Annotated in this window: 21 protein-coding genes; 11 read left to right on the plus strand and 10 right to left on the minus strand. The window is 40.3% G+C overall.

Features of this window, described 5'->3' with window-relative positions; genetic code table 11:
• Positions 1 to 8: 8 nt before the first annotated feature.
• The 3 genes from hemE to hemA all read right to left on the minus strand — a co-directional run bounded on the left by hemE (position 9) and on the right by hemA (position 3,973).
• Positions 9 to 1,034 carry a uroporphyrinogen decarboxylase gene (hemE, locus tag D1013_RS01730; RefSeq protein WP_121847241.1) on the minus strand — a complete coding sequence of 342 codons (1,026 nt, stop codon included), beginning with the start codon at positions 1,032 to 1,034 and terminating at the stop codon, positions 9 to 11.
• Between the two features lie 114 nt (positions 1,035 to 1,148).
• A complete protein-coding gene (gene hemC, locus D1013_RS01735) occupies positions 1,149 to 2,720 on the minus strand; it encodes a hydroxymethylbilane synthase (RefSeq protein WP_121847242.1) in 1,572 nt (523 codons plus the stop codon).
• Complete coding sequence (gene hemA / locus D1013_RS01740; RefSeq protein ID WP_121847243.1) at positions 2,717 to 3,973, minus strand: glutamyl-tRNA reductase; 1,257 nt, start codon at positions 3,971 to 3,973, stop codon at positions 2,717 to 2,719. The genes hemC and hemA overlap by 4 nt, the downstream gene beginning before the upstream one ends.
• Before the next feature lie 207 nt (positions 3,974 to 4,180).
• Between hemA and D1013_RS01745 the strand changes: the two genes are divergently transcribed.
• Together D1013_RS01745 and D1013_RS01750 are read left to right on the plus strand one after the other, a co-directional pair.
• Entirely contained in the window at positions 4,181 to 5,068 is an 888-nt protein-coding gene (locus tag D1013_RS01745; RefSeq protein WP_121847244.1) for an AraC family transcriptional regulator, read from the plus strand.
• 182 nt (positions 5,069 to 5,250) lie between these two features.
• Positions 5,251 to 8,061, plus strand: a complete 2,811-nt coding sequence (locus tag D1013_RS01750; RefSeq protein ID WP_121847245.1) for a ThuA domain-containing protein — start codon at positions 5,251 to 5,253, stop codon at positions 8,059 to 8,061.
• Between the two features lie 175 nt (positions 8,062 to 8,236).
• Here D1013_RS01750 and D1013_RS01755 read toward each other — a convergent pair whose 3' ends face one another.
• The 3 genes from D1013_RS01755 to D1013_RS01765 form a co-directional block, all read right to left on the minus strand.
• A complete protein-coding gene (locus D1013_RS01755) occupies positions 8,237 to 9,085 on the minus strand; it encodes an N-acetylmuramoyl-L-alanine amidase-like domain-containing protein (RefSeq protein WP_121847246.1) in 849 nt (282 codons plus the stop codon).
• A gap of 24 nt (positions 9,086 to 9,109) precedes the next feature.
• Positions 9,110 to 10,531 (minus strand): hypothetical protein, encoded by a 1,422-nt coding sequence (locus tag D1013_RS01760; protein ID WP_162987777.1) that lies wholly within the window; start codon positions 10,529 to 10,531, stop codon positions 9,110 to 9,112.
• A gap of 106 nt (positions 10,532 to 10,637) precedes the next feature.
• The gene (locus tag D1013_RS01765) at positions 10,638 to 11,717 is read right to left on the minus strand and encodes a mechanosensitive ion channel family protein (RefSeq protein ID WP_121847248.1); all 1,080 of its coding nucleotides are present in this window, start codon (positions 11,715 to 11,717) and stop codon (positions 10,638 to 10,640) included.
• Between the two features lie 213 nt (positions 11,718 to 11,930).
• Here D1013_RS01765 and hemH point away from each other — a divergent pair, with 213 nt between their 5' ends.
• Positions 11,931 to 12,962, plus strand: a complete 1,032-nt coding sequence (gene hemH / locus D1013_RS01770) for a ferrochelatase (RefSeq protein ID WP_121847249.1) — start codon at positions 11,931 to 11,933, stop codon at positions 12,960 to 12,962.
• Between the two features lie 46 nt (positions 12,963 to 13,008).
• Positions 13,009 to 14,391: an MATE family efflux transporter gene (locus D1013_RS01775; protein ID WP_121847250.1), complete on the plus strand. Its 1,383-nt coding sequence runs from the start codon at positions 13,009 to 13,011 to the stop codon at positions 14,389 to 14,391.
• 70 nt (positions 14,392 to 14,461) lie between these two features.
• On the opposite strand, the gene D1013_RS01780 is transcribed toward D1013_RS01775, so the two are convergent.
• Entirely contained in the window at positions 14,462 to 15,277 is an 816-nt protein-coding gene (locus D1013_RS01780; protein WP_121847251.1) for an EcsC family protein, read from the minus strand.
• A gap of 180 nt (positions 15,278 to 15,457) precedes the next feature.
• On the opposite strand from D1013_RS01780, the gene D1013_RS01785 reads away from it, so the two are divergent.
• From D1013_RS01785 to D1013_RS01815, 7 genes are all read left to right on the plus strand, one after another.
• Positions 15,458 to 16,141, plus strand: a complete 684-nt coding sequence (locus D1013_RS01785) for a hypothetical protein (RefSeq protein WP_121847252.1) — start codon at positions 15,458 to 15,460, stop codon at positions 16,139 to 16,141.
• A 57-nt stretch (positions 16,142 to 16,198) separates the two neighbouring features.
• Positions 16,199 to 16,747 (plus strand): CopD family protein, encoded by a 549-nt coding sequence (locus D1013_RS01790; RefSeq protein WP_121847253.1) that lies wholly within the window; start codon positions 16,199 to 16,201, stop codon positions 16,745 to 16,747.
• Between the two features lie 152 nt (positions 16,748 to 16,899).
• The gene (locus tag D1013_RS01795; protein ID WP_121847254.1) at positions 16,900 to 18,312 is read left to right on the plus strand and encodes a sensor histidine kinase; all 1,413 of its coding nucleotides are present in this window, start codon (positions 16,900 to 16,902) and stop codon (positions 18,310 to 18,312) included.
• Between the two features lie 24 nt (positions 18,313 to 18,336).
• Positions 18,337 to 19,116, plus strand: a complete 780-nt coding sequence (locus D1013_RS01800) for an enoyl-CoA hydratase/isomerase family protein (RefSeq protein ID WP_121847255.1) — start codon at positions 18,337 to 18,339, stop codon at positions 19,114 to 19,116.
• A 21-nt stretch (positions 19,117 to 19,137) separates the two neighbouring features.
• Positions 19,138 to 20,685: a hypothetical protein gene (locus D1013_RS01805; protein ID WP_121847256.1), complete on the plus strand. Its 1,548-nt coding sequence runs from the start codon at positions 19,138 to 19,140 to the stop codon at positions 20,683 to 20,685.
• Positions 20,686 to 20,743: 58 nt separating this feature from the next.
• Entirely contained in the window at positions 20,744 to 21,817 is a 1,074-nt protein-coding gene (locus D1013_RS01810; RefSeq protein WP_121847257.1) for a PA0069 family radical SAM protein, read from the plus strand.
• A 74-nt stretch (positions 21,818 to 21,891) separates the two neighbouring features.
• A complete protein-coding gene (locus D1013_RS01815) occupies positions 21,892 to 22,446 on the plus strand; it encodes a porin family protein (RefSeq protein ID WP_121847258.1) in 555 nt (184 codons plus the stop codon).
• Between the two features lie 186 nt (positions 22,447 to 22,632).
• Here the strand turns inward: D1013_RS01815 and D1013_RS01820 are convergent, their stop codons facing one another.
• The 3 genes from D1013_RS01820 to D1013_RS01830 are packed head-to-tail and all read right to left on the minus strand — an operon-like array spanning position 22,633 to position 25,315.
• Positions 22,633 to 23,664, minus strand: coding sequence for an alpha/beta hydrolase (locus tag D1013_RS01820; protein ID WP_121847259.1), 1,032 nt, complete (start codon positions 23,662 to 23,664; stop codon positions 22,633 to 22,635).
• Between the two features lie 11 nt (positions 23,665 to 23,675).
• On the minus strand, positions 23,676 to 23,975 hold the full coding sequence (locus D1013_RS01825; protein WP_121847260.1) for an AtuA-related protein: 300 nt from the start codon (positions 23,973 to 23,975) through the stop codon (positions 23,676 to 23,678).
• 2 nt (positions 23,976 to 23,977) lie between these two features.
• Complete coding sequence (locus D1013_RS01830) at positions 23,978 to 25,315, minus strand: acyclic terpene utilization AtuA family protein (RefSeq protein WP_121847261.1); 1,338 nt, start codon at positions 25,313 to 25,315, stop codon at positions 23,978 to 23,980.

The following is a 25,315-nucleotide window of genomic DNA, read 5'->3' on the forward strand; positions in this document are numbered from 1 at the left end:
TAGTTAGCTTATTGGCCGTATTCTTTCACGGCGTCTATAAATGCCTTGGCATTGTCCAATGGTATGTTCGGTAAAATGCCGTGACCGAGATTAACAATGTATTTGTTCTTACCAAATTCGTTGATCATCTGGGTCACCATTTTTTTGATTTCCGAGGGAGGTGATAACAATCTGGCTGGGTCAAAATTGCCTTGTAAAGTGATGTTGCCACCACTGAGGTAACGTGCATTTTTGGCAGAACAGGTCCAGTCGACCCCAAGGGCAGAAGCACCCGATTTTGCCATTTCTCCCAAAGCGAACCAACAACCTTTTCCGAAAACGATTACGGGAGCCTCTTCTTTTAGGGCATCGATAATCTGTTGTATGTATTGCCAGGAAAACTCTTGATAGTCGACAGGAGAAAGCATTCCTCCCCAAGAATCAAAAACCTGTACGGCATTTACGCCAGCCTTCACTTTTGCTTTCAGATACGCTATAGTAGTGTCGGTAATTTTCTGAAGCATGGCATGTGCAGCATGCGGTTGGGTAAAGCAGAATTCCTTCGCTTTGTCAAAACTTTTGCTGCCCTGGCCTTGTACACAATAGCAAAGGATGGTCCAAGGTGAGCCGGCAAAACCGATTAACGGAATTTCATCGTTTAGTTTCTCTTTGGTAGCCTTGATAGCTTGCATCACATAATTCAAAGCATCGTTTACATCAGGAACGATTACTTCATCAACATCTTTCGGGGTGCGAACCGGGTTTGGTAAGTAGGGACCAAAATTGGTCTTCATCTGTACCTCGATATTCATGGCTTGAGGGATTACCAAGATATCTGAAAATAGAATGGCCGCATCCATACCGTATCTACGAATGGGCTGTACCGTTATTTCAGAGGCTAGTTCGGGAGTTTGGCAACGAGTGAAAAAATCATATTTTTTCTTTATTTCCATGAACTCGGGCAAATACCTGCCGGCCTGCCTCATCATCCATACCGGTGGTCTCTCGACCGTTTCTCCGTTCAGGGCCCGTAGGAATAAATCGTTTTTTATCATTTTCTTAATTCAATGTTCTTAGTAATCAGTTAGAATTTGATGACTATTTGATGAAAGTTATTTGTTGTTGATTGCCGCCATATCAAAAGTCGCGAATGTTACTTTAACTTTCGGCTAATAATCGCCATTCACCAATTCAATTACACTTTCAGCCGTCGGTATCTTCGCTACCTTCACCTCCTTAAAATGTTTTCTCGCTTCTTGCGCTGTAGATTCCCCAATGCAATAAGCTATTTTATCTGAACTGTTCTTTAATATGTAGCTTTCGACCGTACTTGGGCTGAAGAACATAACGCCCTCTACCTCTTCACCAATTTCAGATGGAGATAATTTGGTCGCGTAGGTTTCCACCTCGTTCACCGTTATATTGTTTTTGCCCAAAATCTTCGGTAATTCATCCATTCGAATGTTGCTACAGAAGTAGGTAACTTCTAAACCCTCCATATACTCCACCAAATATTCCGCCAACTGTTGGGCATTTTTGGCTTGATGCTTGACAGGACCTATACGGTTTTCGATGAGCCGTTTGGTCTTTCGGCCCACACAATAGATATTTTTAAATTTTAATTCGCCGGAACTTTGGGTAAATAAGGTTTCTACGGCATTTTTGCTCGTAATGATTACATTTTCATGTGGTTGATTGAGCAATGTTTTTGGCAAACGGTTGGGGCTGATTTTGATAAAATCTTCACTTTTGACCGTTAGACCTTCCTTGAATAATTGTTGTTGGTCTTGTGAGAGATTTTTGGTCGAAAAGACCTGTGTCTTGAGGACTCCTACGCTTGATTGGTTGACTAGCACCTTTCCGCCGCGGGCTAGAATGCTATTGGCACAATCCTTTGCCAAATTTTGATGCTTTCCTAACGGAGCTGAAAAGTCTGCCTCCAGCTTTTTTTGTCCGTCATAAGAGAGCAATACCCCTTTTAACGTTACCTGCTCATTTTTGTCTATTGATGCGTGTGCGCCGATAGGGGCCGTACATCCACCTTCCAAAATTCTTAGAAATTCTCGTTCAAGCTGGGTGCATAGAGCAGTAGGTTCATGATTCAGAGCGGCACAGGCTTCTCTAATTTCTGGGTCGTTTTCCATAGCCACTACTACAATGGCACCTTGGGCAGGTGCGGGCACCATCCATGTCAAGCCGATGGTGTTTTCTGGCTTCAGCCCAATTCTTTGGAGACCTGCACCGGCAAATATGGCGCCGTTCCAATCATTGGTCTTGAGTTTTTCAAGCCTGCTGTTCACATTGCCCCGCAAATCGACTACCGTGTGAGTTGGGTAACGATTGAGCCACTGTGCTTTTCTACGTAAACTGCCTGTTGCTATTGTGGCATCGCGCTCGGCCAAGAATTCTTCGTTATTCTTATAGGCTAGAATATCGTAGTGGTTGCCTCTTTCTAGAACGGCCGCCTGAACAATACCCTTTGGTAACGCCGTAGGAACATCTTTCATGCTATGAACCGCAATATCGATATCGCCATTGAGCATTGCAATGTCTAACGTTTTGGTGAAAATTCCGGTAATGCCAAGTTCGTAGAGAGGTTTGTCAAGTACAAGGTCGCCGGTCGATTTTACGGGTACTAACCTTGTTTCATGACCCAGCGCCTCAAGCTTGTCCTTTACGGTATTTGCCTGCCATAACGCCAATTCGCTATCGCGGGTACCGATTCGGATGACTTTGCTCATGGGGTTTCTATTTCGAGTTGAAAAACTTTTTGAATAAGTTCAAGACTGATATCCGCATCGACATCATCGTCTTTTAGATGGTTGGCGAACTGCTTGGTGATTTTTTGAATAATTCGGTTAGAGATGACATCGGCATGGTGCTCATTGAAATCGTTGAGCTTTTTTGATTGGTAATCCATCTCTTCATCTTTCATGGTCTTAAGCTTCTTTTTAAGTGCTTTGATGACCGGTGCGAATTTGCGGGTCTCTAACCATTGAATGAAATCATGCTTTACCTCTTCGATGATTTCCTCGGCATGCGGAATGTACTTCTTTCTGCGTTCGAGCGTATCATCGGTAATCTGCGAAAGATGATCTAAATGAACCAAGGTGACATTGTCCAAATCCGTAACATTATCCGACACATTTTTTGGAATCGATAGGTCAAGAATGAGCAATGGTTTTTTGGTGTAGATCAGTTCTTTTGAAATGGTAGGTGATTGAGCACTGGTAGCAACTATCAATACATCGGTATTTCTAATTTCGGTCTGCAGGTCACCGTAATCTTTTACCAGAAGATTGAACTTTCCAGCTATTTTTTCAGCCTTATCTTTGGTTCTATTGATAAGGGTTATGTGATTGTTTTTGGTGTGCTTGATAAGGTTTTCACAAGTATTTCGGCCAATTTTGCCTGTACCGAAAAGCAAAATGTTCTTCTCCGATACTTCAGGAACATTTTCAATTATATAGCGTACCGAAGCAAAAGCTACAGAGGTAGCCCCTGAAGAAATCTCTGTTTCGTTCTTAATACGTTTGCTCGCCTGAATTACCGAATTGCACAAGCGCTCAATAAAAGGGTTCGCAATACCAAACTTTTTCGAACGGGCGAAGCTCTGCTTGATTTGGCTAATGATTTCAAAATCACCCAATATCTGACTATCCAGACCGGTACCCACCCTGAAAAGGTGCCCAATTGCCTCGTTGTTTTTGTAAACATAGGCCACATCTTGAAATTCTTCAACAGAACCCATGGTGTTGTCACAAAGCAATTTGATAAGCTGAAAAGGGTGTTGGGCAAAGCCGTGTAGTTCGGTGCGGTTACAAGTAGAGGTCACCAATAGCCCATCGATACCCTGTGCCTTGGCCTGCATTAAAATGCGGTCAATAGAACTAGGGTCTAAACTGAATTTGCCCCGAACCTCTGCATCTGCCTTCTGGTAACTCAGCCCTATGGTGTAAAACGAACTATGTCTTGAAATATGGTAATCTTTCATGAATGCTTACAAAGCGGCAACAAAAATAAGGGGCTATCTTCTATAAAAATAACGCTAGAGGTACAATAAGTGTCGATTCGGGTTTTTTTGGTCAAAATGAAAGGTAAATACGCTGAAAACCAATATTTTTGTAGTAAATACACTGTCTGGCAATCATTCTATTTAGAACGTTTCTAAATAGACGGGAATTAAATTCATGATTTTAATATGGAAAAAAATGTCGCTGTAGGTTCGTTTCAAGAGGTACTTATCGAAGATGGATTTTACGTTCTAAAAATTCAGAACGATGGTCTTGATATGCAAAAGGTAACCCGAGATATCAAAAGTAGTTTTATACAGTTTCACTTTTGTTTGAAGGGCAGTGCCAAGTTTATATTTAATGATGGGCGGTATGCCCTAGAGGTTTCCGAAGAAAATTCATTATTGCTTTACAACACGCAAATGGATTTGCCCATGAACCTGGAATTGAACCCTAATTCGTGGATGGTATCGGTGGTGATGACCATACGTAAATTCCATTCCTTGTTTTCAAAAGAGGCCGATTATATACCTTTTTTAAGTGCAGAGAATAAAGATAAAAAGTATTATTCTCAAGAGGGCGTAAGCCCGGCCATTGCCGTTGTCTTGAGCCAGATAATGAACTACAACCTACACCCGTCTGTAAAGGAACTTTATATCAAAGGCAAGGTGTACGAGCTCATTTCGCTCTATTTCAACAAGAGCGATGATGCCGATATTGAACAATGTCCGTTTTTGGTCGATGAAGACAATGTTCGACGCATAAGAAAGGCGAAAGAAATTATAATTTCAAGAATGGCCGAACCCCCGACCTTAAATGAGCTGTCAGATGAAATCGGACTCTCATTAAAAAAGTTGAAGGAAGGTTTTAAGCAGATTTATGGAGATTCGGTTTATAGTTTTCTATTTGACTACAAAATGGAGTACGCTCGCAAAATGCTGGAAACTGGTCAGCACAATGTTAATGAGGTAGGCCTAAAAGTAGGTTACAGCACGGCCAGTCACTTTATAGCCGCTTTTAAAAAGAAGTATGGCACTACGCCTAAAAAGTATTTAATGGCTTTGGCCACGAATTAATCATAAATTCACATTTTGCTGTTTATAAATAGGGGTTAAAATTATAATCATCAAACTTTAAGACGAAAAAATAAGTTTTTTTCAAAAAAAATGCGGAAGGGTTAATTTTTTTCAATCAAATTTAGAACTTTGTATTCCGAGAAACTATAGCTTGGTATTTACCCTAAATCCTTCCCTCGAAAATGAAAGAAAGACCACTGTTTGGCCTGCTTTCCCTTACAATTATTTTATTATCCCTTATTATTGTCGCTTGTCAAAAAGACGAAGAGCAACCTACTGAGGAAATGATATTACCGGATATAGCACTTCCGGAGCCTCCTAAAAGATTGACCGCAAACACAGTTACAGATTCTTCGGCCGTTGTGACGTGGGAGAAGTCTTCGAACCACGAAAAGGTCGCCTATTATGTGGTCTATCAAGATAGTATTGAGGTCTTTAGAGATACTGTTACCCAATATTGGGCCAAAAGTTTAAAACCCGAGACTTCCTATCAATTTTTAGTTAGAACAACCGACAAAACTGGTAACCAGTCTACCTTCAGTGAGGAATTACTAGTAGTAACCAAAGCTATGGATTCTGTGCCTCGTGATTCTGTCAATATAGATAGCCTTAATCCTTTCAGTGTTTTGTTGTTGACGCCGAAGCTGAAAATAGATAGTATAATGCCTACGAGCGTTCAACTAAGTTGGAGCACAGATTCTAACCTTTCATCAGTAAAAGAGTTTAAACTGTTTCAAGATTCTACTGAGGTCATTGCCTTAAAAGAAACGAAGTATACCGTTCGGGATTTATTGCCTGAAAGCGAGTACTCTTACTATGTAGTGGCCATAGATGGGCAAGAAAAAAGCACAAGGCCTAGTAACATAGTTGAAATAATTACCAAGCCAGCAGAGGCAGTGGTAGATACTTTACCTCCACCTGCGCCTGTAGGTTTGCGAAGCACCAATACAACTTCTAATTCGATTGATTTGTCATGGAATTCTATGGCGGATAGTCTACAAATTACCGCATTTAGGGTTTATCAAGACTCGATATTGCTAGGTGTTGTAAAAGATAATCTTTATCAAGTAAAAGATTTACAGCCCCAAAATGCCTATGGTTTTGCAGTAACTGCTTGGGATAACGAAGAAAGAGAATCGCCTTTTTCAGAAATTTTGCGTGTAACAACTTTGGAGGATGAGGTAAAGGATAGTGTTTCAACCTTGCCTTTACCACCTGACAATTTACGAGTCATTGAAGTAGGCTCTGAATCTCTCTCTTTTGAATGGAGCCAACCTTCCGATACTTTGTCGGTGCAAGAATTTCGCGTGTTTCAAGATGATGTACTCATTGGGTCTACATCAAACACTTCTTTTGAGGTAAATTCCCTTTCTCCAAAAACTACTTACAGCTTTACCGTATCGTTAGTGGTTGAAGATGGACGAGAGTCCCCCAAAAGTGAAAATTTATCCCTGACCACAGAAGAAGAAAGTAGCTCGCCAGAAGAAAGTGCACCGCCTGTTCCAACCAGTTTATCGATTTCCAATATTTCTAGCAGTTCAATGGAATTGCACTGGGAAATTACAAAGGACAGCGCGATTAGTGTATTTAAGGTGTATCAAGACGGTATATTCAAAGCAAATACAGAGAAAAGCCCCCTGAACATTATAGATTTAGAAGCTGAGACCACCTACAGATTTTCGGTCACTTCCATTGGTGAAAATGAGCAAGAATCGGATCAAAGTGTTACCGTAGAGGCCACTACTTTGGCTGAGGTAACTTCACCCAATGATGAAGAGCCTCCGACAGCACCTGCCAATTTATCTTCGGGCCAAATTTCTGAAAATTCGATTACTCTAACTTGGGAAGCTTCATCCGATAATACAACTGTAGCGAGTTATCTGGTCTATCAAAATGGCACTAATATTACTTCGGTTACTTCGACATCTTATCAAGTTACCAATCTAGAAGCTGGTACAGAGTATGGTTTTCAAATAAGGGCAATGGATGAGGCCGAAAACATGTCTGAACCCAGTGCCGAATTGAGGGTGTCGACCCAACCTACAGTAGTAGAAGACACTACTCCGCCTTCTGTACCCCAGAATTTAACAGCTACAGAAACAGCAACAACCACCGTTGATTTATCGTGGGGAAGCTCAAGCGATGATACTGAGGTGATGGGCTATTACATTTATCAAGACAACGAACAAGTAACCTCTGCGACCACTACATCTACTAAAATTACCGGTCTAACACCTTCCACTACATATAGGTTTGAAATTTCCGCCTACGATGCAAAAGGCAATGAATCGGGAAAAAGTTTAGGTATTTCGGTTTTAACCCTTCAGGAGGAAGAGCCTGAGACAGATAAAGTTTTGATTTTTACGAAGACTGTTGAGTTTAGACATTCATCCATTGAAAAAGGGGTAGCCACTTTTCAAGCGTTGGGGCAATCCAATGATTTTGAAGTAGTACAGACCGAAAATAGTGGAGATTTCAATACGACCAATCTGGCACAATATAAAGTAGTGGTTTTTCTTAATACCACGGGGGATGTTCTAAATAGTACCCAACAGACCGCCTTTGAAAACTATATTCGATCAGGAGGTAGTTTTATGGGCGTACACGCTGCTACCGACACCGAGTACGATTGGTCTTGGTACGGGCAATTGGTAGGTGCTTATTTTAATGGCCACCCCAATATTCAGGAGGCCAATTTAGAAGTAGTGAACTCAAGTCATTCTTCGACTGTGCATTTACCCAGTATTTGGACGCGCACTGAAGAATGGTATAATTTTAAAGATATCTACTCAGGAATCAACCCCTTGATTATGCTCGATGAGAGCTCTTACCAGGGTGGAACCAACGGAAATTACCATCCGTTTTCGTGGTATCAAGAATATGATGGTGGTCGAGTGTTTTATACTGCTGGTGGGCACTCCAATGCGGCTTACGATGAGCCTAATTTTAGGCAACATCTTCTAGGTGGCCTTTTTTATTGTTTGGAGAGGTAATTTGGTTAATGATTTTATAAAACCGACCATTGGGTTGGTTTTGTAATTTTAGTAATAGGAAGATTGACTTCAATACTCAGACTAAATACCTTATGAAGCCGGTAAGCCACTAATACTATAGCTTATTCAGTAGTTGTTTTACGTGTTAAAGACTGACTGGTTTGTTGAATAGCTCTTATTGCGGTCGGGCAACCATAATACCCGTGTTTTTTTTGATGCCTTTTAAATATTCCGCTAATGGTTTTTTAGAAACTTTTACTTCCATAGACCCTGTAGAGGCATGTAACAAATGAATGCGTCCATCCTTTTCTCTGGTGGCAAAACCGGTATGGGTAATATCCAACCCGTTAATAGAGGTAGTAAGCGCGATAATATCTCCGCTTTTGATAAGATGTTCGTTTGCTTCAATTTGGTCTTGAGGCAGCATACAAATGCTCTGGTTATTTAAATAATTTTCGGAGGCCTTTATCTTTTCAAAGTTGGTGTCGTCGGATAGAAATGGATATAGGCCTCTATGGGTACTCATAAAGTTGATATCCTTTTTAATTTCTGTTCCTCCTATTTCAGAGGTGATATCCTTGATGATGCCTTTTTTTTCGTTGTTGGCGATCCATTCTGAAAAGTAATGAAGTCGGGAAGCATACCCTGTCAACTCTCCGTCTTTATACCGAATGGTTTCAAGGGTTTCTGTAAAGTCATCAAAATTCGATTTGCCTTGTTTTAAGAGTGTTCCAAATGCCAATACGTTTTCTACGTAAGTGGTACAGTCCAACCCCTGTAAGTTAACGACTAAAGTTTCGGTATCACCTATTTCGAGAGTTTTGGCAACGTAGGGCGTCTTTAGAAAGGTCTTTCCGATATTAATGAGGGTCTTGCCAAAATCGTCTTCCAGAAGGCCCTCAATTTCGACCAATTTATCTTCTACAGCTTGTTTATCCGCTGGGGAGCATGTGATTTGTTGACAATTGGCCAAATTCCAACAGAAAAATAAATAGACGGCTAAGAGGCTTTGGTTAATCTTCATTCAACCAAAGTTAAGAATTACATCTTATTTGTCTGCATACATTGTAATGTGCTGGTACATTGGTTTTGTTTCGTATTCCTCCATATCAAACAAGTGTTTGACTCTTTCAGAATAAGTAGCTCCTTGAGTAGTCAAAGTTGTTTGACTGTAGTTTAATTTTTCTAATTCTAGATTAGGGTGTTTGGCTAATATTTCTTCAGGTAAATGACCAATAATTGGTTTTTCTTTATTTGATCCTTCTATGGTCCAGGCAGTAATGTAATAGGGCTGATTTAATTCATCAACCTCATGTTTCCAATAAGAAGTATAAGCTATATAAGAAATATCTGTCGTGTATTCTAGATGATGAAGGTCATTGTTTACCATTTCGAAATTTGGTTTGGAAATGAAAGGTAAATCTTGCTCTTGTGGAATAGAGTTAAAGTTACCCGTTATGCCATACCCCCATGTATCATCTACCTTTAAGCTTAAAATTGCTCTATAGTCTGGCATTCCTTCTATGAAGCCGAATCGAGCAGTAGATTTTTCACCATAGCTTGTTACTCTTCCCGTGGTCATGTAGCCATTAGGGCTGTTAAGGTCTTCTCTAAATTTGACGAGATAACGTAATTCTTGATGTTCAGGAAGATTTATATCCACGAATTGATCAAATTTGCTAAAATCATTAAAGTCTAAAATAATATCTGAGTCTAGTTGTGGGGTTTTGAAATAGGTGTACCTATAATTTCCAGAGAAATCTTCAATGTAAATAAAGTATTCTTCGTCTCTCTTGAAATTTCTATTTGCTAATACATAAGTATCCGTATCAATATCGAGGTCAAATACGCCATAATCTCCGTGGTTATTGGAAACAGCCATTTGAGATACTCCATCAACATTGTGAACATATATACTATAATTGCCTCGTTCACTATTGTTCTTAGAAACTCTTTGGTAGAGCTTATCCCCTGACTTTATCTCTAGGCTGTTAGTTTCCTCGCTTGAGTCTTTCTCGTTCGTATTAGTATGTAGAATCAGACCTTTTTCTATTCCTGTGAAGCTGTTGATTACGTTAAAGGTCCCATATTCCTGATTCGAATTCATTCTTGCTAATGTGACGGTTATGCTGCTTACATCTACAAGAGCAGAATCCAGTTTTTCAAAGACAAAGGTTTCATTGTTCTCAAAAGCTTTGTAATCAAGTAGTTTTCCGTTCTGATCATGCAATATTATATAATTGTCATTATCTTCTGAACTATACATTTCACCAGAATTAAAAGTCAAATAAGTAATCAGTTCGGGTTCGATTGCTTCTTCCGGTTCTTCAGTTTCTTGTTCTTCTTCTATTTCTTCACTAGGTTCTTGAACCTGTTCGAAATCTGTGACTTCTTCGATAACCTCCGGTTCCTCACAATTAATAAATACCAATAAGGAAAAAAATAATAGGCAACAGTGTCTAATATTCATGAGCTAGGGTTTAAGCTTGGTGAAAGTAGACAATCTCGAAAACGTTGTAGGAAAAATTCGTTTAAAAGCTTTTAAACGGGTCAAATATTCATCTTTTCGCCAAAGCCTAATCTTTGCTATTTAATTGTTCAACGGCCAAAGAACTTTCAAAACTGACCCGGGTACGGGCCAAACTTTCCGGATAGTTTTCCTGTAAAAAGAGAATCAATTTTTCCCTGACATGTACTCGTAAATCCCAAGCGGTAGGTGAATTTTTAGCGCTCATCAAGGCCCTTGTCTCCACATAATTGGCCTTTGAATCGGTTACCTGAAGTACATTTACCTCTCCATCCCACAAATCGGTATTGTTGAGAACTCTGGTTAGCTCTTTTCGAAGTGCATCTATTGGAACTTTATAGTCGGTATACAGAAATACGGTGCCTAGAATATCAGCAGAAGACTTCGTCCAATTTTGAAAGGGTTTTTCTATAAAATAAGTGGTCGGTACAATGAGCCGTCGCTTGTCCCAAATCTTAACGACTACATAAGTGAGCATAATTTTCTCTATCCAGCCCCATTCACCTTCAACGATGACTACATCATCAATTTTAATTGGCTGGGCGATTGCGATTTGAATTCCGGCCAAAATGGTGCCTATCATTTTTTGGGCTGAAAAGCCGATGATGATACCTGCTACACCTGCGGAGGCAAAAATACTCACCCCGATTTCACGTATGCCCTCAAAACTCATAAGGGCAATACCGACGGCGAGAATAATAATGATGAAAACTACGATACGTTCTAAAATATTAAACTGGGTAGTTACTTTTCGGGCGCGGTAATTGTCGGTCGCCTGCATATCGTATTTACCCACAATATGATGCTTGACAATTTTAATGGCACTTAAAATTAGCCATGTAAAAGCCAGTATAAAGAGTAGGGTGCTTGCTTTTCTAAAGTAGTACGCGTAATCTTCTAATTGAAGAATTTTTCTTAGTGATTCCAATCGAAGAAATATAGAAAATAAGATCAGCCCTATGGGTGCACTAACTTTTTTTACCGTTTCAAGAGGTAATAAGTACTTAGGGTCATTGCCCAACCTTCGAATGATAAAAAGTAAGATAAAATAGGCGATAAAAAGTGCCGCTAGCGCACCTAAGAGAATGAAGAAAGAACGACTGTTCAAATCGATGAATTCATTGATCATAGCAATAGATTTTAGTATTCTTATGATACTAAAAACCGACTGAGTAGGGTGTGCAAATGGTGCTAAAATTGATGTAAACTATAGTATTATCAAAAAGTATTTCTTTAAACTGACAATATGCTCAAAATCAACCCTTATTTTTGCATCTGAAAATCTACGGCCCAAGAGAAATCTCTTTATAAAATGAAAATAAGGCCGATAATGAAAATTTGAATGAAAGGAGTTTTACTCGTTAATCTAGGTTCGCCAGATAGCCCTACCCCGAAGGATGTTAAGCCCTACTTAGATGAATTTTTGATGGATGAGCGTGTTATTGATGTCAATAAAGTATGGCGCAATATCTTGGTTAGGGGCATTATACTACAGACCAGACCTAAAAAATCAGCGGAAGCCTATTCAAAAATTTGGTGGGAAGAAGGGTCTCCGCTTATAGTTATTTCCGAAAGGTTTGCCGAAAAATTGAAGAAGCAAACTAAAATGCCGGTGGCACTCGGTATGCGTTACGGATCAATGACCATTAAAAAAGCGATGGATGAGTTGAGGCAACAGGGTGTCGATGAGGTACTCTTGGTGCCCCTTTATCCGCATTACGCTATGTCTTCGTTTGAAACGGTAGTGGTAAAGGTTATGGAAGTTCAAAAAGAGTTTTTCCCCAATGTCAAACTGACCACATTACCCGCATTTTATAAAAATCCTGATTATATCAAAGTCCTATCTGCCTCAATAGCAGATTCATTAAAAGATTTTGAGTACGATCATATCCTGTTTTCATATCACGGTATTCCTGAAAGGCATGTAAAGAAGTCTGATCCTACCAAATACCATTGTAAGATTGATGGTAGCTGCTGTTTTACCAATTCCGTAGCACACAATACATGCTACAGACATCAGGTTTACGATACGACCGAATTGGTGAAGGCAGAGCTGAATTTACCGGAAGAGAAAGTAAGCTCGTCTTTTCAATCAAGATTGGCGGGCGACCCATGGTTAAAGCCTTATACCGATTACGAATTTGAGCGATTCCCAAAAGAAGGCAAAAAGCGTTTGGCGGTTATAACCCCCGCTTTTGTAGCCGATTGCCTGGAAACGCTTGAGGAGATTGCCATGGAAGGTAAAAATCAATTTCTAGAAGCGGGTGGAACCGATTACAAGCACATACCTTGCTTGAACGATGATGATGCTTGGGTGTCTCTAATGGCTCAATGGGCCAATAATTGGGAAGAAACGGGCAATTTGCCCCATTAAATGAATAGGTCTTAAAGGGCCTGAAAGCATAAGATTTTGTTTTTAAATGACTAAAGTTTCAGCGGAACAGCTTGGCTCGGAACCCATCGGAACACTACTGGTGAAACAAGCGGTACCGGCTTCCATCGGAATTTTGGTCATGTCACTCAATATTCTGGTCGATTCCATTTTTGTAGGAAATTGGATTGGGGCCATTGCCATTGCTGCCATCAATGTAGTATTGCCAGTATCCTTTTTTATTGGGGCTTTAGGTATGGCCATCGGTATAGGAGGCTCGAGCATAATCTCTAGAGCTCTCGGGGCCAATAACCACAAGAAAGCTGTTCAAACTTTTGGTAACCAGATAACCCTTACTTTTTTTATTACGGTTAGCATGGCTCTTTTAGGGCTGTACTATGTTGATGAACTGATACCGGCATTTGGTGGAAAGGGCGCCATTTTCGAACCTGCCAAGGTGTATTATATCATTGTTCTCTACGGTATACCGTTTTTGGCATTCAGTATGATGGGCAATACCGTTATACGTGCGGAGGGTAAACCTAAGTTCGCTATGATAGCGATGATTATTCCCTCCATTGCCAATTTGGTTTTTGATTACGTTTTCATCTATATTTTTGACTGGGGAATGCACGGTGCAGCATGGGCGACGACGGCAGGCTATATCTTTTGCTTTCTCTATATCACCTACTTTTTTATATCTAAAAATTCAGAACTGCGACTCACATGGTCCAGTTTGGTGCCCGACCCAATGATTATTAAAGAAATTGGTTCTTTAGGGGTGGTGACCTTGGCGAGACAGGCGACAACAAGTATTGTTTATCTTTTAATGAATAATATTCTATTCGGTTTTGGAGGGGAGCCATTGGTGGCCGTTTACGGTATAATAGGGCGAATGCAAATGTTCGCCTTGTTCCCAGTTTTCGGGGTGACACAAGGCTTCTTGCCAATTGCTGGATTCAACTACGGTGCTAAAAAATACCAAAGGGTACGAGAGTCGATTAATACTGCCATTCGATATGCTTCTCTCTTGGCAGCACTGGTATTCATCTTTTTAATGGTATTTCCACAAGAAATCGCATCGATGTTTCTGAGTGATCGACCGGATCAGTCCGCAGAAAGTCTGGCTGCCAATTCATTTGTTTTAGAAAACATTACCCTGGCCATGCGATTGGTTTTCGGCGCTACCCCGATTATCGCGTTACAACTCATTGGCGCGGCCTACTTTCAAGCTATAGGTAAGGCCATTCCTGCTCTGTTGCTGACTTTAACACGGCAAGGCTTCTTTTTTATACCGCTCATTTTAATTTTGCCATTATATCTTGATGAGCTCGGGGTTTGGCTATCCTTTTTATTCGCTGATGTTTTGGCTACTGTGGTTACGGGTATCTATCTACGAAGAGAAATAAAGAGCACTTTGGTAATTCAGTAAACTGGCATTTCAAAAGCCAGCCAATTTTTAACTGGCTAATTTGGCTAAGGTGAATATAGAATGCTTTAATCTATATAGTTAGACCTTCGTAGCTTTTACGAACAAGCGATTCGCCATATTTTCTTTCTAGTCTGCGAATACTAAAATGGGCCTGGGCCATATTCTGAAAGTGTTGAATAAAAGCGAGGTTGATAGAGGCACCACCTACCGCTCCGACAACGGGAATTGCTTGGGCCACAAATTTTTCTGAAACCTGAATGCTAAATCTCGAGGCCACAATTGATATAAGTTTAAGAAGTGGACTGCTAGAAGTGACCAACAGGCTTTCAATTAGTTTGGTCGAAGACCCTTTAACAGCTGCGTTTAAGGCAATTCTTGTAGCAAAATACCCCGTATCGAGGCTATTATCATGTTTCGTTTTTCCGCCTAGGGCGAAAACTTGTAGGCAAGCAAGTTGCGTGTCCAATTCACCAAGGTTCTCACCTTCACTCCGGGCAATATCCATTATCGAACGCATCATCAACTTGGTAGTAAGACCTAAGTCCACGGCAAATGCTGTTATTCCAAAAGCACCCCCCACAGCTCCCGAAGTGGTGACCATAGCTTTGTAAGCCATATTTAGCGGCACTTTCTTAGGTTGGTCATTCTTCATAGACAGAAGGTTGGCCCTTACCACATTGTAAAGAACTTTGTACGACACCTTTTGCAGCCACTGCTGTTGTTTTTTTGGAAGCAATTCAAGTCGTTTCTCGATTAAATTTCCCACTTGGTTGAGACCTTGCATGGCCCAGCCGACCTGTTCCATTCTTTGTTTGGCAAGCAACAGGGTCGCTTGGTCTTCGGCAGTAATCTTGTCTGAATGTATTTTACTTTCTGCAATTGTCATGGCACAACTATTTTCTTATTGGTAAGATAGCAAGGGCTTTTGTTACGGTCATGTTTTGCAGGTCTTTTTTTTAACTCCATCAAATAGTTCGAATTAGATGTCGGAGGTAATGTATGGTACTGACTACCAAAACAAAAAATTATGTACTTTTAAAAAACTTGAGGTATTGATTTTGAACGCATGAAAGCCTTAAAATTCTTCTTCGTTTTTCTCTCTTTTTCGGTAACCCACCTAATTGTGGGTCAGAAATATTTTCAAATCGATGACGCTTTGGTTGATGAGCCTACATTTAACCGAGGTTTGGCGCAAATTGCGCAAGAATATAATCCTCAAATAGTCACTTATAAAACCTTCGAGCGTTTCATTGCCAAAGATTCCGTTATTGAGAACATTGCTATAGTGGTCATGCAAGAAGAGGAAGATAACGAGGTATACCGAGTGTTTGATTTTTTGGAAAAGCCTTTGCCCGATTTTGAATTTGAAGATGGTAGTGGCAGAAAGGTGTCTAAACAAGGTATCTTAGGTAAATATAGCTTAGTCGGCCTTTATAAAGATGTTTCGCAGGTAAAGGGTAACCACCTAAAAGCCATGAACAAATTGGTCAAAAGCGGCAATTACAATGCGCTGGCGTTGATAGCGAAACAAGGCAATACCACAGTAGTTGCAAAAAAGGCAGAATTTCCGGTGCTGAATGAGTGTATCTCGTGGTATATCAAGAATATTTCGGTTCCCGAAGACCCAAAGTTCTTAGTGTTGGATAAAAATGGAAATTTGAAGTACATCTTTCAGCAATTTCCTGATAAGAAAAGTACAACCTTGCCATTGGATCCGGTCAATTATCAGATTTATGAAATGCTCAAGTGATGTCAGTTTAAAATAGCATCGTTTCGCTACCTTTGGGCGAAAATTGGTCCAAACGATTTGAATTATTACAATTATATAAAGGCGCTTCACCTCATTTTCGTAATCACTTGGTTTGCGGGGCTTTTCTATATTCCCAGACTGTTTATCTATCACATCGAGGCATCTAAAAAAGGCTCTCCCGAAAAAGAGATACTTACCAAACAATTTCAACTAATGACGAAACGGCTTTGGTATATTATAACATGGCCCTCCGCCGTACTCGCCATTTTATTCGCCATCTGGTTATTAATACTTTCCCCAGTGCTTCTTCAGCAGGGCTGGATGCACATTAAATTGGGGTTTGTTCTTCTGCTGATCGGTTATCATTTAAGAAACCACGTTATTTTTAAACAGCTACAGCGAAACGAGATTCGTTATTCCTCTAACTACATGCGTGTTTGGAACGAAGGGGCGACCCTCATTCTTTTTGCGATTGTCTTTTTGGTTATCTTGAAAAGTACCATCAACTGGATTTTTGGGGTGGTCGGCATCATCGTGCTAGGAGTTTTGTTGATGTTGGGAATCAAGCTCTACAAGCGAATTCGGCAGAAGAATCCGGACGCTTAGTTCTTATCCATTTATTTCTAGGTCAATTGCTTTTGGGCGTTGGTCATGCTTACATCAGACCTTATTTTTTGGTTTGATATTTGCTACCTTTGATAGCAAACCCTAGCCTTTTGCTCACTAAATTATCGTTAAGGTCACGTATATTCTTTTCTATGATCCTATTGGTGGTCATAGCTTCTGTATTGATTGCCGGTGTTACGGTATTTCAGTATAACGAGCAATCAAAAGATTATCATGTGGGTCGGTTAGAGCGAAAAGAAGAACAGGTTCGGCAAAGTGTCGACTATGTGCTTAGGGAAACTACCTATCCCGTTACTACTGAAAATTTGCACCTTATTTTTCAAATGGAAATTTATCGCATTGCAAATGTTCAAAACCAACGTCTCAATATTTATGATTTGGAGGGCCAGCTTCTAAAAAGTTCACGGCCCAAATTCGAGGTAGATTCGGTCTCCAATTGTCTCGATGCACAAGTATTGAACAGTCTTGAGGCCAGCCCTACCAAAAGATACGTAGAAGAAAAGGCATTGGCAGGCGATAATTATCAAGCCTCCTATACCTATATAAATGACAAAAGTTTCAAACCGATTGGTATATTGAACTTGCCCTACTATGAAGATGATTCCTTTAATAATATGGAGTTAAGGGAGTTCTTGGGTCGTTTGGGCGCGGTCTACTTACTAATGCTTTTTATAGCCATTGGTTTGGCATATTTCATTTCTACCTTCATTACCAGGTCTTTGCAGACGGTTTCAGATATGTTGGGCCGTACCCATTTGACCAAACGAAATGAAAAGATTTTGATAGAAAACCCTAGTGAAGAAATCAAAAAATTGATTACCTCTTACAATGCGATGATCGATGAATTGGAGCAAAGTGCGGTAAAATTGGCACGTAGTGAGAGAGAGCAGGCGTGGAGGGAAATGGCCAAACAGGTAGCGCATGAGATTAAAAACCCGTTGACACCCATGCGATTGACCGTACAAAGTTTTGAAAGAAAGTTTGACCCGAACGATGCTGAAATTGGCAAAAAAGTTGAAGAGTTTTCGAAAACCTTGATTCAACAAATCGACACCATGAGCAGCATCGCTTCGGCATTTTCAAATTTTGCCGAAATGCCCGCTCAACAGAACGAAACCCTTAATGTGGTCAAAATCGTTAAGCTGGCCCTCGATATATTTAATGAAGAATACATTCACTTCATATCAGATGAAGATGAGATTATAGCCAAGATGGACCGAACACAATTGATTCGTGTGGTGACCAATTTGGTGAAGAATGCCATTCAGGCAGTACCTGAAGTAGAATCTCCAAAAATACTGGTGTCGGTTACAGCGGATAATGATTTCGTGAAAATATGTGTTGCTGATAATGGTGTCGGTATTGAAGACGAGAACCGCGATAAAATCTTTGAACCGAAATTTACCACAAAGACCAGCGGAATGGGTCTTGGTTTGGGTATGGTCAAGAATATTGTTGAAACCTATAAGGGAACCATTGAGTTTACATCGCAGATTGGAAAGGGCACGGTTTTCAGCGTAAAACTACCGAAGGCCGGCGCATAACATTAATACACTTAATATAGATATATGAACTTCAATAATCTTTTAATTACTTATAACGGGGCTATTGGTCAAGTGGTCATTAACAGACCGAAAAAATTAAATGCCCTTAATAAAGAAACACTGCAAGAACTTCACGAGGCATTTTCTGCCTTAGAGGAAGATGACGAGGTCAAAACAATTATTCTTACCGGAAGCGGAGAGAAGGCTTTTGTGGCCGGTGCCGACATCTCTGAATTTGCACATTTTTCGGAAGAGGAGGGTGGCCGATTGGCCGCTGAAGGTCAAGAAACGGTCTTTAACTACATCGAAAATTTACGAAAGCCTGTCATTGCAGCAATTAATGGCTTTGCTTTGGGGGGTGGTCTTGAATTGGCCATGGCCTGCCATTTTAGGGTAGCAAGCCACAATGCCAGAATGGGTTTGCCCGAGGTTTCTCTAGGTGTTATCCCCGGTTATGGGGGTACCCAGCGCCTTCCGCAATTAATCGGTAAGGGCAGGGCATTAGAGTTGATTATGACAGCTAGTATGATCGATGTCGACCGTGCTTTGAGTTACGGTTTGGTCAATCATGTGGTATCTCAAGAAGAATTGATCGAGTTTTGTGAGAAGTTGGCCGACAAGATATCGAATAATTCCTCCGTGGCCATTAGCCATGCAATAAAAGCGGTAAATGCTGGTTTTAAGAATAGTAACGGATATGCTGCCGAAATCGAAGCCTTCGGCGCCTGCTTTGGCACAGAAGACTTTAAAGAAGGAACCACTGCATTTTTAGAAAAAAGAAAAGCAGATTTTCCCGGTAGGTAGCGTAAAGCGAAAAACCTACTTATGCGCACAAAAATTATATTGTCGACCTTCCTTTTCTGGTCGGCTTTGACTGCTTTTGCTCAAGAAATCCCCGTAAATTATCAACTTGGCGAAAATTATTCCGACAGGTATAAATATTCGACGGTTTTATCAATCGAAAGCTCCACAGCCGGTGAAACCGTTTTGGTGCGCACGTATTATGGTGGTTTTCCACTTAGGCCCAAAGGTTACTTTATCGAGGTTTATGACGAAAACCTTAATCTAAAGGTCGATTTTAACTATAAACATTCAGGTGCCCATATGGTCGACGGTTTTGTAAAAAACGGGCAGCTTTATTTATTGGAACTCACTTACGATATTGATGCCGAAGCATACACTTACATGGTGCATCAAACACCCTTGAGTGATTTTTACTTTACAGAACGTAAATTATTGTCCGTTCCCTCTAAAGAAGTTATCAATCCGCTAGCGGTAAATAAATACAATAGAAATTTTGGTAACGGTTTTTCCACAGCTACCCATTTCAATGATGAGCGTTCGGCTTTTGCTATCACGGTGCACTATAGGGAAGGCCGTGACCAGAAATATAAAATATTGTTGTACGGTACCGATTTGAACAAAAGATTGGAGTACGACTTCACTCAGGCAATCGAAGAGAAGAATTATGCTTTTGAGAACATTGAGGTCTCTAAAGACCTTTCGTCACTTTATATGATGGGAAAGGCCTACTTCAAGAAAAGAAGATCCGACTTAAAAGAACGCCGTTTTCAGTATGAGCTGGTAAAGGTCTCCGCTGCGGGTCATACCGTTCAAGAGTTTACCGATGCCGGTAGGTTTCCTGAATCGTTAAAGCCAATTCTAGTCGATAATGAATTGAAAGTGGTAGGTTTTTATGCAGATAGAAAAGACAATCGCTACAATGGACTGGTCTATTTTAATTTGGACAAAGGTTCATTGAACATTTCTTCGAAGCAATACAATCCGTTTTCCGAACAATTTATGATCGATAAGTTCGGTCGCGAAGTTGACGCCGAAATAAAGAACCTCATCTTTAAAAGTGTGCATATCACTCCAGAGAAAAATATTCTTTTCAGTGCAGAGGAATATTTTGTGACGAAAGGAGAAGATATCAGCTCAGGAGGTACCCAAATTACCGAGCGCTATCATTACAACGATATTGTATTGGCAAAACTTGACGCTAACGGTAAGATGCTTTGGGCCAGAAATATCAACAAGGCCGAAGTAACCCAGGGCGATGCTTCTTATGCCTCATATACGGCTTATGGGCATGGTGAGGATATGTACTTCTTTATCAACTCTGGTGAGAACCCCCAAAAAATAAGTAAAGAACGAATTTTGTTTAAACAAGGTTTTAGTAGAAACCCGAATATGTTCGTGATCAAAGTAGATGCTTCCGGAGACCTTTCCTATAAAAAACTGGTTGATGATAAAGAGGTTCGCCTTCCTATTATGGTATCGAGACCACTGATCAATAACGGTACCGATACCCTACTATTTTATGCTAAAAGAGGTTCTAAAAAACAAATGGTTCAAGTAACTGTTAATTGATTTAATTCATTTATTGAAATTGGATTTATTCCATAAATTTGGAATAAATCCTAAATAAGTGAATGATAAGAATTACGTTAAAGGCAGGGGGGCTCAAAAGAAAATGCCTAACCGCTTTCTTGAACATATATATGAAACCCGAGACGATTTTCTTGAGTTTTGCCGTATAGAAGGGGAAGAAGCCGATAAGAATAAGACCAGTTATATTCCCATATTTCCGAAAACTATAGTCAATAAAGTCACCAGTCCTGATGTGGGAATGACCTTTTCAATGAACCCTTACCAAGGTTGTGAGCACGGATGTATTTATTGCTACGCCCGTAATTCGCATGAGTTCTGGGGTTACGGTGCCGGTCTAGATTTTGAGCGTAATATTCTTATCAAAAAAGCGGCTGCCTCTTTATTGGAACAAAAACTAAAAACCAAGTCGTGGAGGGCCCAAACTATTGTTCTTTCCGGCAATACAGATTGCTACCAGCCGGCCGAGAAGAAATTTAAATTGACAAGGGCCTGTTTGGGCATCTTTCTGAAATACCGTCATCCGGTCGGTATCATTACCAAGAATGCCTTGGTGCTTAGAGACCTTGATTTACTAAAAGAATTGGCCCACCATAATCTAATAGGCGTAAACGTATCAGTAACCTCTCTTCAAGAAGAAACCAGAAGAATTCTAGAGCCTAGAACGACCACTATAAAAAAAAGATTGGAAACTATTCGCGTTCTGTCGGAGAATGGCATTCCCGTCAATGCCATGCTGGCTCCTATTATACCGGGCATCAATAGCCATGAGATTATGAAATTGGCAAAAGCCGTTTCAGATAATGGGGCACTTTCTTTTGGTTTTACGGTAGTTCGATTGAACGGGGCAATCGGTCAGATTTTTGAAGATTGGATTAAAAAGGCCCTGCCGGATAGGGCCGATAAAGTCTTACACCAAATTCAAGAGTGCCACGGAGGTACCTTGAACGATAGCCGCTTTGGAATTAGGAATAGAGGGGAAGGTACGATTGCAACGCAGATTCATGATTTGGTCAATCTCGCTAAACGAACCTATTTTAAAAATAAGGCTTTTCCGAAACTGAACACTGATCTGCATGAACAGTTCAAAGAGGGGCAGTTAAAACTTTTTTAGGAATTTTTTTCATGTGAACGTTAACCTTTTGGTTAGAAAGTCACCAATAGGAAACAATCAAATACTATTTACACATGAAAAATCTATTATTCGTATTCTTTCTAACAATTGGTTCCTTTTGTTCAAGTGCCCAAGATTTTGGTTTTGGGGTGAAGGCCGGAGTCAATATTTCTAATCTCGGGGGCGACTATTATGTAGGTGTAGGAAATTTGGGGTCTAGAGTTGCCTTTCATTTAGGAGGTGTTGTAGAGGTGCCCATCACCGATAAAATCTCTGTGCAGCCCGAACTATTATATTCCTCGCAGGGTAGCAACTGGGATTATGGGAGTAATGGTGATAATCTAAAGCTGGATTATGTTAACCTGCCCATTTTAGGTAAGTACCATATTCTACAGGGATTGAGCGCGGAAGCAGGTCCTGTGGTAGGTTTTTTGGTGTCTTCTAACGCAGATGACGACCAATTCAAAAATCTAGATATCGGTTTTGGTATTGGCGCATCCTACAAGCTAGCCAACAATATTTTCTTCAGTCTACGGTATAACAAGGGTATTGCTAATGTCAAGGGAGAAAACTATTCCGGTAGCAGCCAGAATAATATTATTCAAATCTCTGCGGGCTACGCATTTTAAAAAAGTTAGTGTTGGTGAAAGCTAAAGGCGGCGAAGAGCTTTAAAGTTCATAAGCCGCCTTTGGTATTTTGAAGTGGTATGTTTTATTAAGATAGTTCCCAACCTATACGTGGAATGATTTAATCAGAATTAATGTTTTCTACGAACACTCGAGTACAGTTTTGGGATTACGTTTAGATATGCTCATTACTGTTCAAAGTCAAGGTAATAATCAAAGAAAGGTAGCATCTGTTGCGGAATTCGACCATCTTTGGTATAGATATTATTGGTATGTGTGCCAATATATTCTTCGGAAAAATGAGTAATACCAACATTTTCCAATCGTTGACTGAACATTTTACATTGTATGGTGAAACGTTCGCCGGCATTTCGTCCCCAATCTAATTTGATGGCCCTAAGTTTCTTCAGGTTTTCCAAATAAACATCAATCATATGAACGGGCATTTGAGCGTACCATTTTTCAAGTACCTCTGGATTGGCAACAAGTTCTTGATTCTTATATTCAAAGGGCAGGTCAAAATAAAAAGGAGGTTTGCTAGGGTTGGGCGACCAAGACCTGCCAAAAGCCATGATTACCTTCCCGAAATAAGATTTAGATAGGTCTTCGATGGTTTTCATTTTAGAAAATTCTACATAAGTATCACTGTTCGGCCCATATTCCCTAACTATTGTCAGGGCACCGGGACTTAAGGCATATACGGTTTCAAAAATGTCAGGGTGTTTCATGGCTATTTTTAATGCTCCATACCCTCCCATGCTATGTCCCGTAATGCCACGGCTTCCAGCTTTGGCCAAAGTTCTATAGTTCTTGTCCATATGAGAGACCAGATCTAAGGCCGTAAAATCTTCCCAGTTGCCAAACACACCGGTATTGGAATAAAAGCTACCATCATAGGTGGTTTTTTGATCAGGCACTACCAAAATAAAAGGATTTATTTTTTTCTCGGCAATGGCATAATCAAACAGGTCTTTCATGTAATTCATGAGGCTGTTGTCATTTAAAAAGCCATGCAAGAAATAAATAACAGGATACCGGGTATCTGACTGGTCGTAATTTGGTGGCAGATATATAGATACTGCTCTTGTCGGGTTTTCGTTGAAATCATTCTCCAAATTTTTGGAGTAAATAGAGTCGATGAGAACTTTTCCTTGTATTACCTCTTGGGCAATAAGGTTTCCTGTAACGACAAAGCAAAGAAGTATTAAAGTCTTTTTCATGAGCATATTTTTTAAAGAGGGATATCTAATAAGTAGGCGCCCAATGTTTTTCCGTGTTTATCCAATGCCGTTGATGAGGTGACGCCACCACTAAGCGCATCATGCATTACAAAGTTAAAGGCTCCAAGTTGCGGTAAATCATATCTTTTCACTTCACCTAAAACTTGAGCTCCGTACCAATTTTTAACGAATTCCGGAGTTAATTTATCGCGTACCAAATTAAAATCTTTTGTATCATATACGGTGACCGATACATTACTGATATTCCCTTTGTCGCCCGTTCTAACATGGGCAATTTGCCATAACTTCATAACTATATTTTTATGTAGTGAACATCGATTTTAAAATCTTCTTTTGGAATTAAAATGGATGCGATGGATATAATCTCATCTACCTTTTTGGTCGCTCCACCACCACCATAGGGCCCATTGGTGTACAAGGTTTCAACTTCATTGGCAATCTGTTGAGCTTCTTCTTTTGTTTGGGTTTTCCCGGCTACACGAAGACGAACCTCATTGAGTTGGTCGGGCATTTTATTTTGATTCAATAGAGAATTAATGCCAATCAACTCACACCGCAATTCCGAAATATCAAAAGGTAATTTTTCTAATCGTTTTTCAACAATTTCTTTGGCAAGAAGTGCTCTTGCGATACAATTTGGGCCACCGTAACTCATCTGGCCCTCGCCTATAAATCCGTTGAGGTAACCCACACTGACTTTATAGGTATGGGAGGCCTTTTTTCCCGATGCGCCTTCAAATTTAACTTTGTCTTGCGCTATTTCCTTAAAAATTACTTTTGAAAAATTCGCAATACAATCTGGAGTGATATAATTTTCGGGGGCGTGAATTTCATAGAGTAATTGTTCCGTACAGGTGGCCGTTGTCACCATTCCACCACTTTCCTTCAATTTGGTAATAAAACCTTCCCCTAGTGCATCGACCTCTACATATGGAAAACCAAGATTCCATAGGTTTGGCACATCCTTTATTCCAGGGTCGGCATAATACCCGCCAGTTACCTGTCCGGCACATTCCAATAAATGCCCGATCAATGTGCCTTTGCCTTTTTTTTCCCAATCCGATTTTTCCCAGCCAAACTCGTAAACCATCGGGGCTAAAAAAAGCGAAGGATCGGCAACCCTTCCTGTAATTATGATATCGGCGTCATTTTTTAAAGCTTCTACAATACCTTCAATCCCCAAATAGGCATTTGCCGAAAGCAACTCTTTTTTTATTTCGTATAAAGGCTCACCGGTTTCAATTACATTTTCGCCATTATACTCCTCAATTTTGTGTGAAATGTCATCCCCTAAAACCGCGGCAATTTTTAAGTTTTCCAGCACCAGATGTTTCGCTAATTTGGCAATGTCTTCCATAGCTGCCTTGGGGTTGGCGGCTCCCATATTGGTAATTACCTTAGTTTTGTTCTGATGAAGTAGGGGTAAAATCTTTTCCATGCGATATAGAAGCAGCTCGTTATATCCTTTTTTTGGGTCCGCTTTCTTGTTCTTTTGAGCCAACGCAATGGTTCTTTCGGCAAGTCCTTCAAAGCATATATAATCCAGGTTAGCATACTTTAATAAATCCAAAGCAGGCTCTAGGCGATCACCTGCATATCCTGCTCCACTACCTATTCTGATTGTTTTCAT

Origin of the sequence: Euzebyella marina, assembly GCF_003687485.1 — a bacterium.
Taxonomy (GTDB): Bacteria; Bacteroidota; Bacteroidia; order Flavobacteriales; family Flavobacteriaceae; genus Euzebyella; species Euzebyella marina.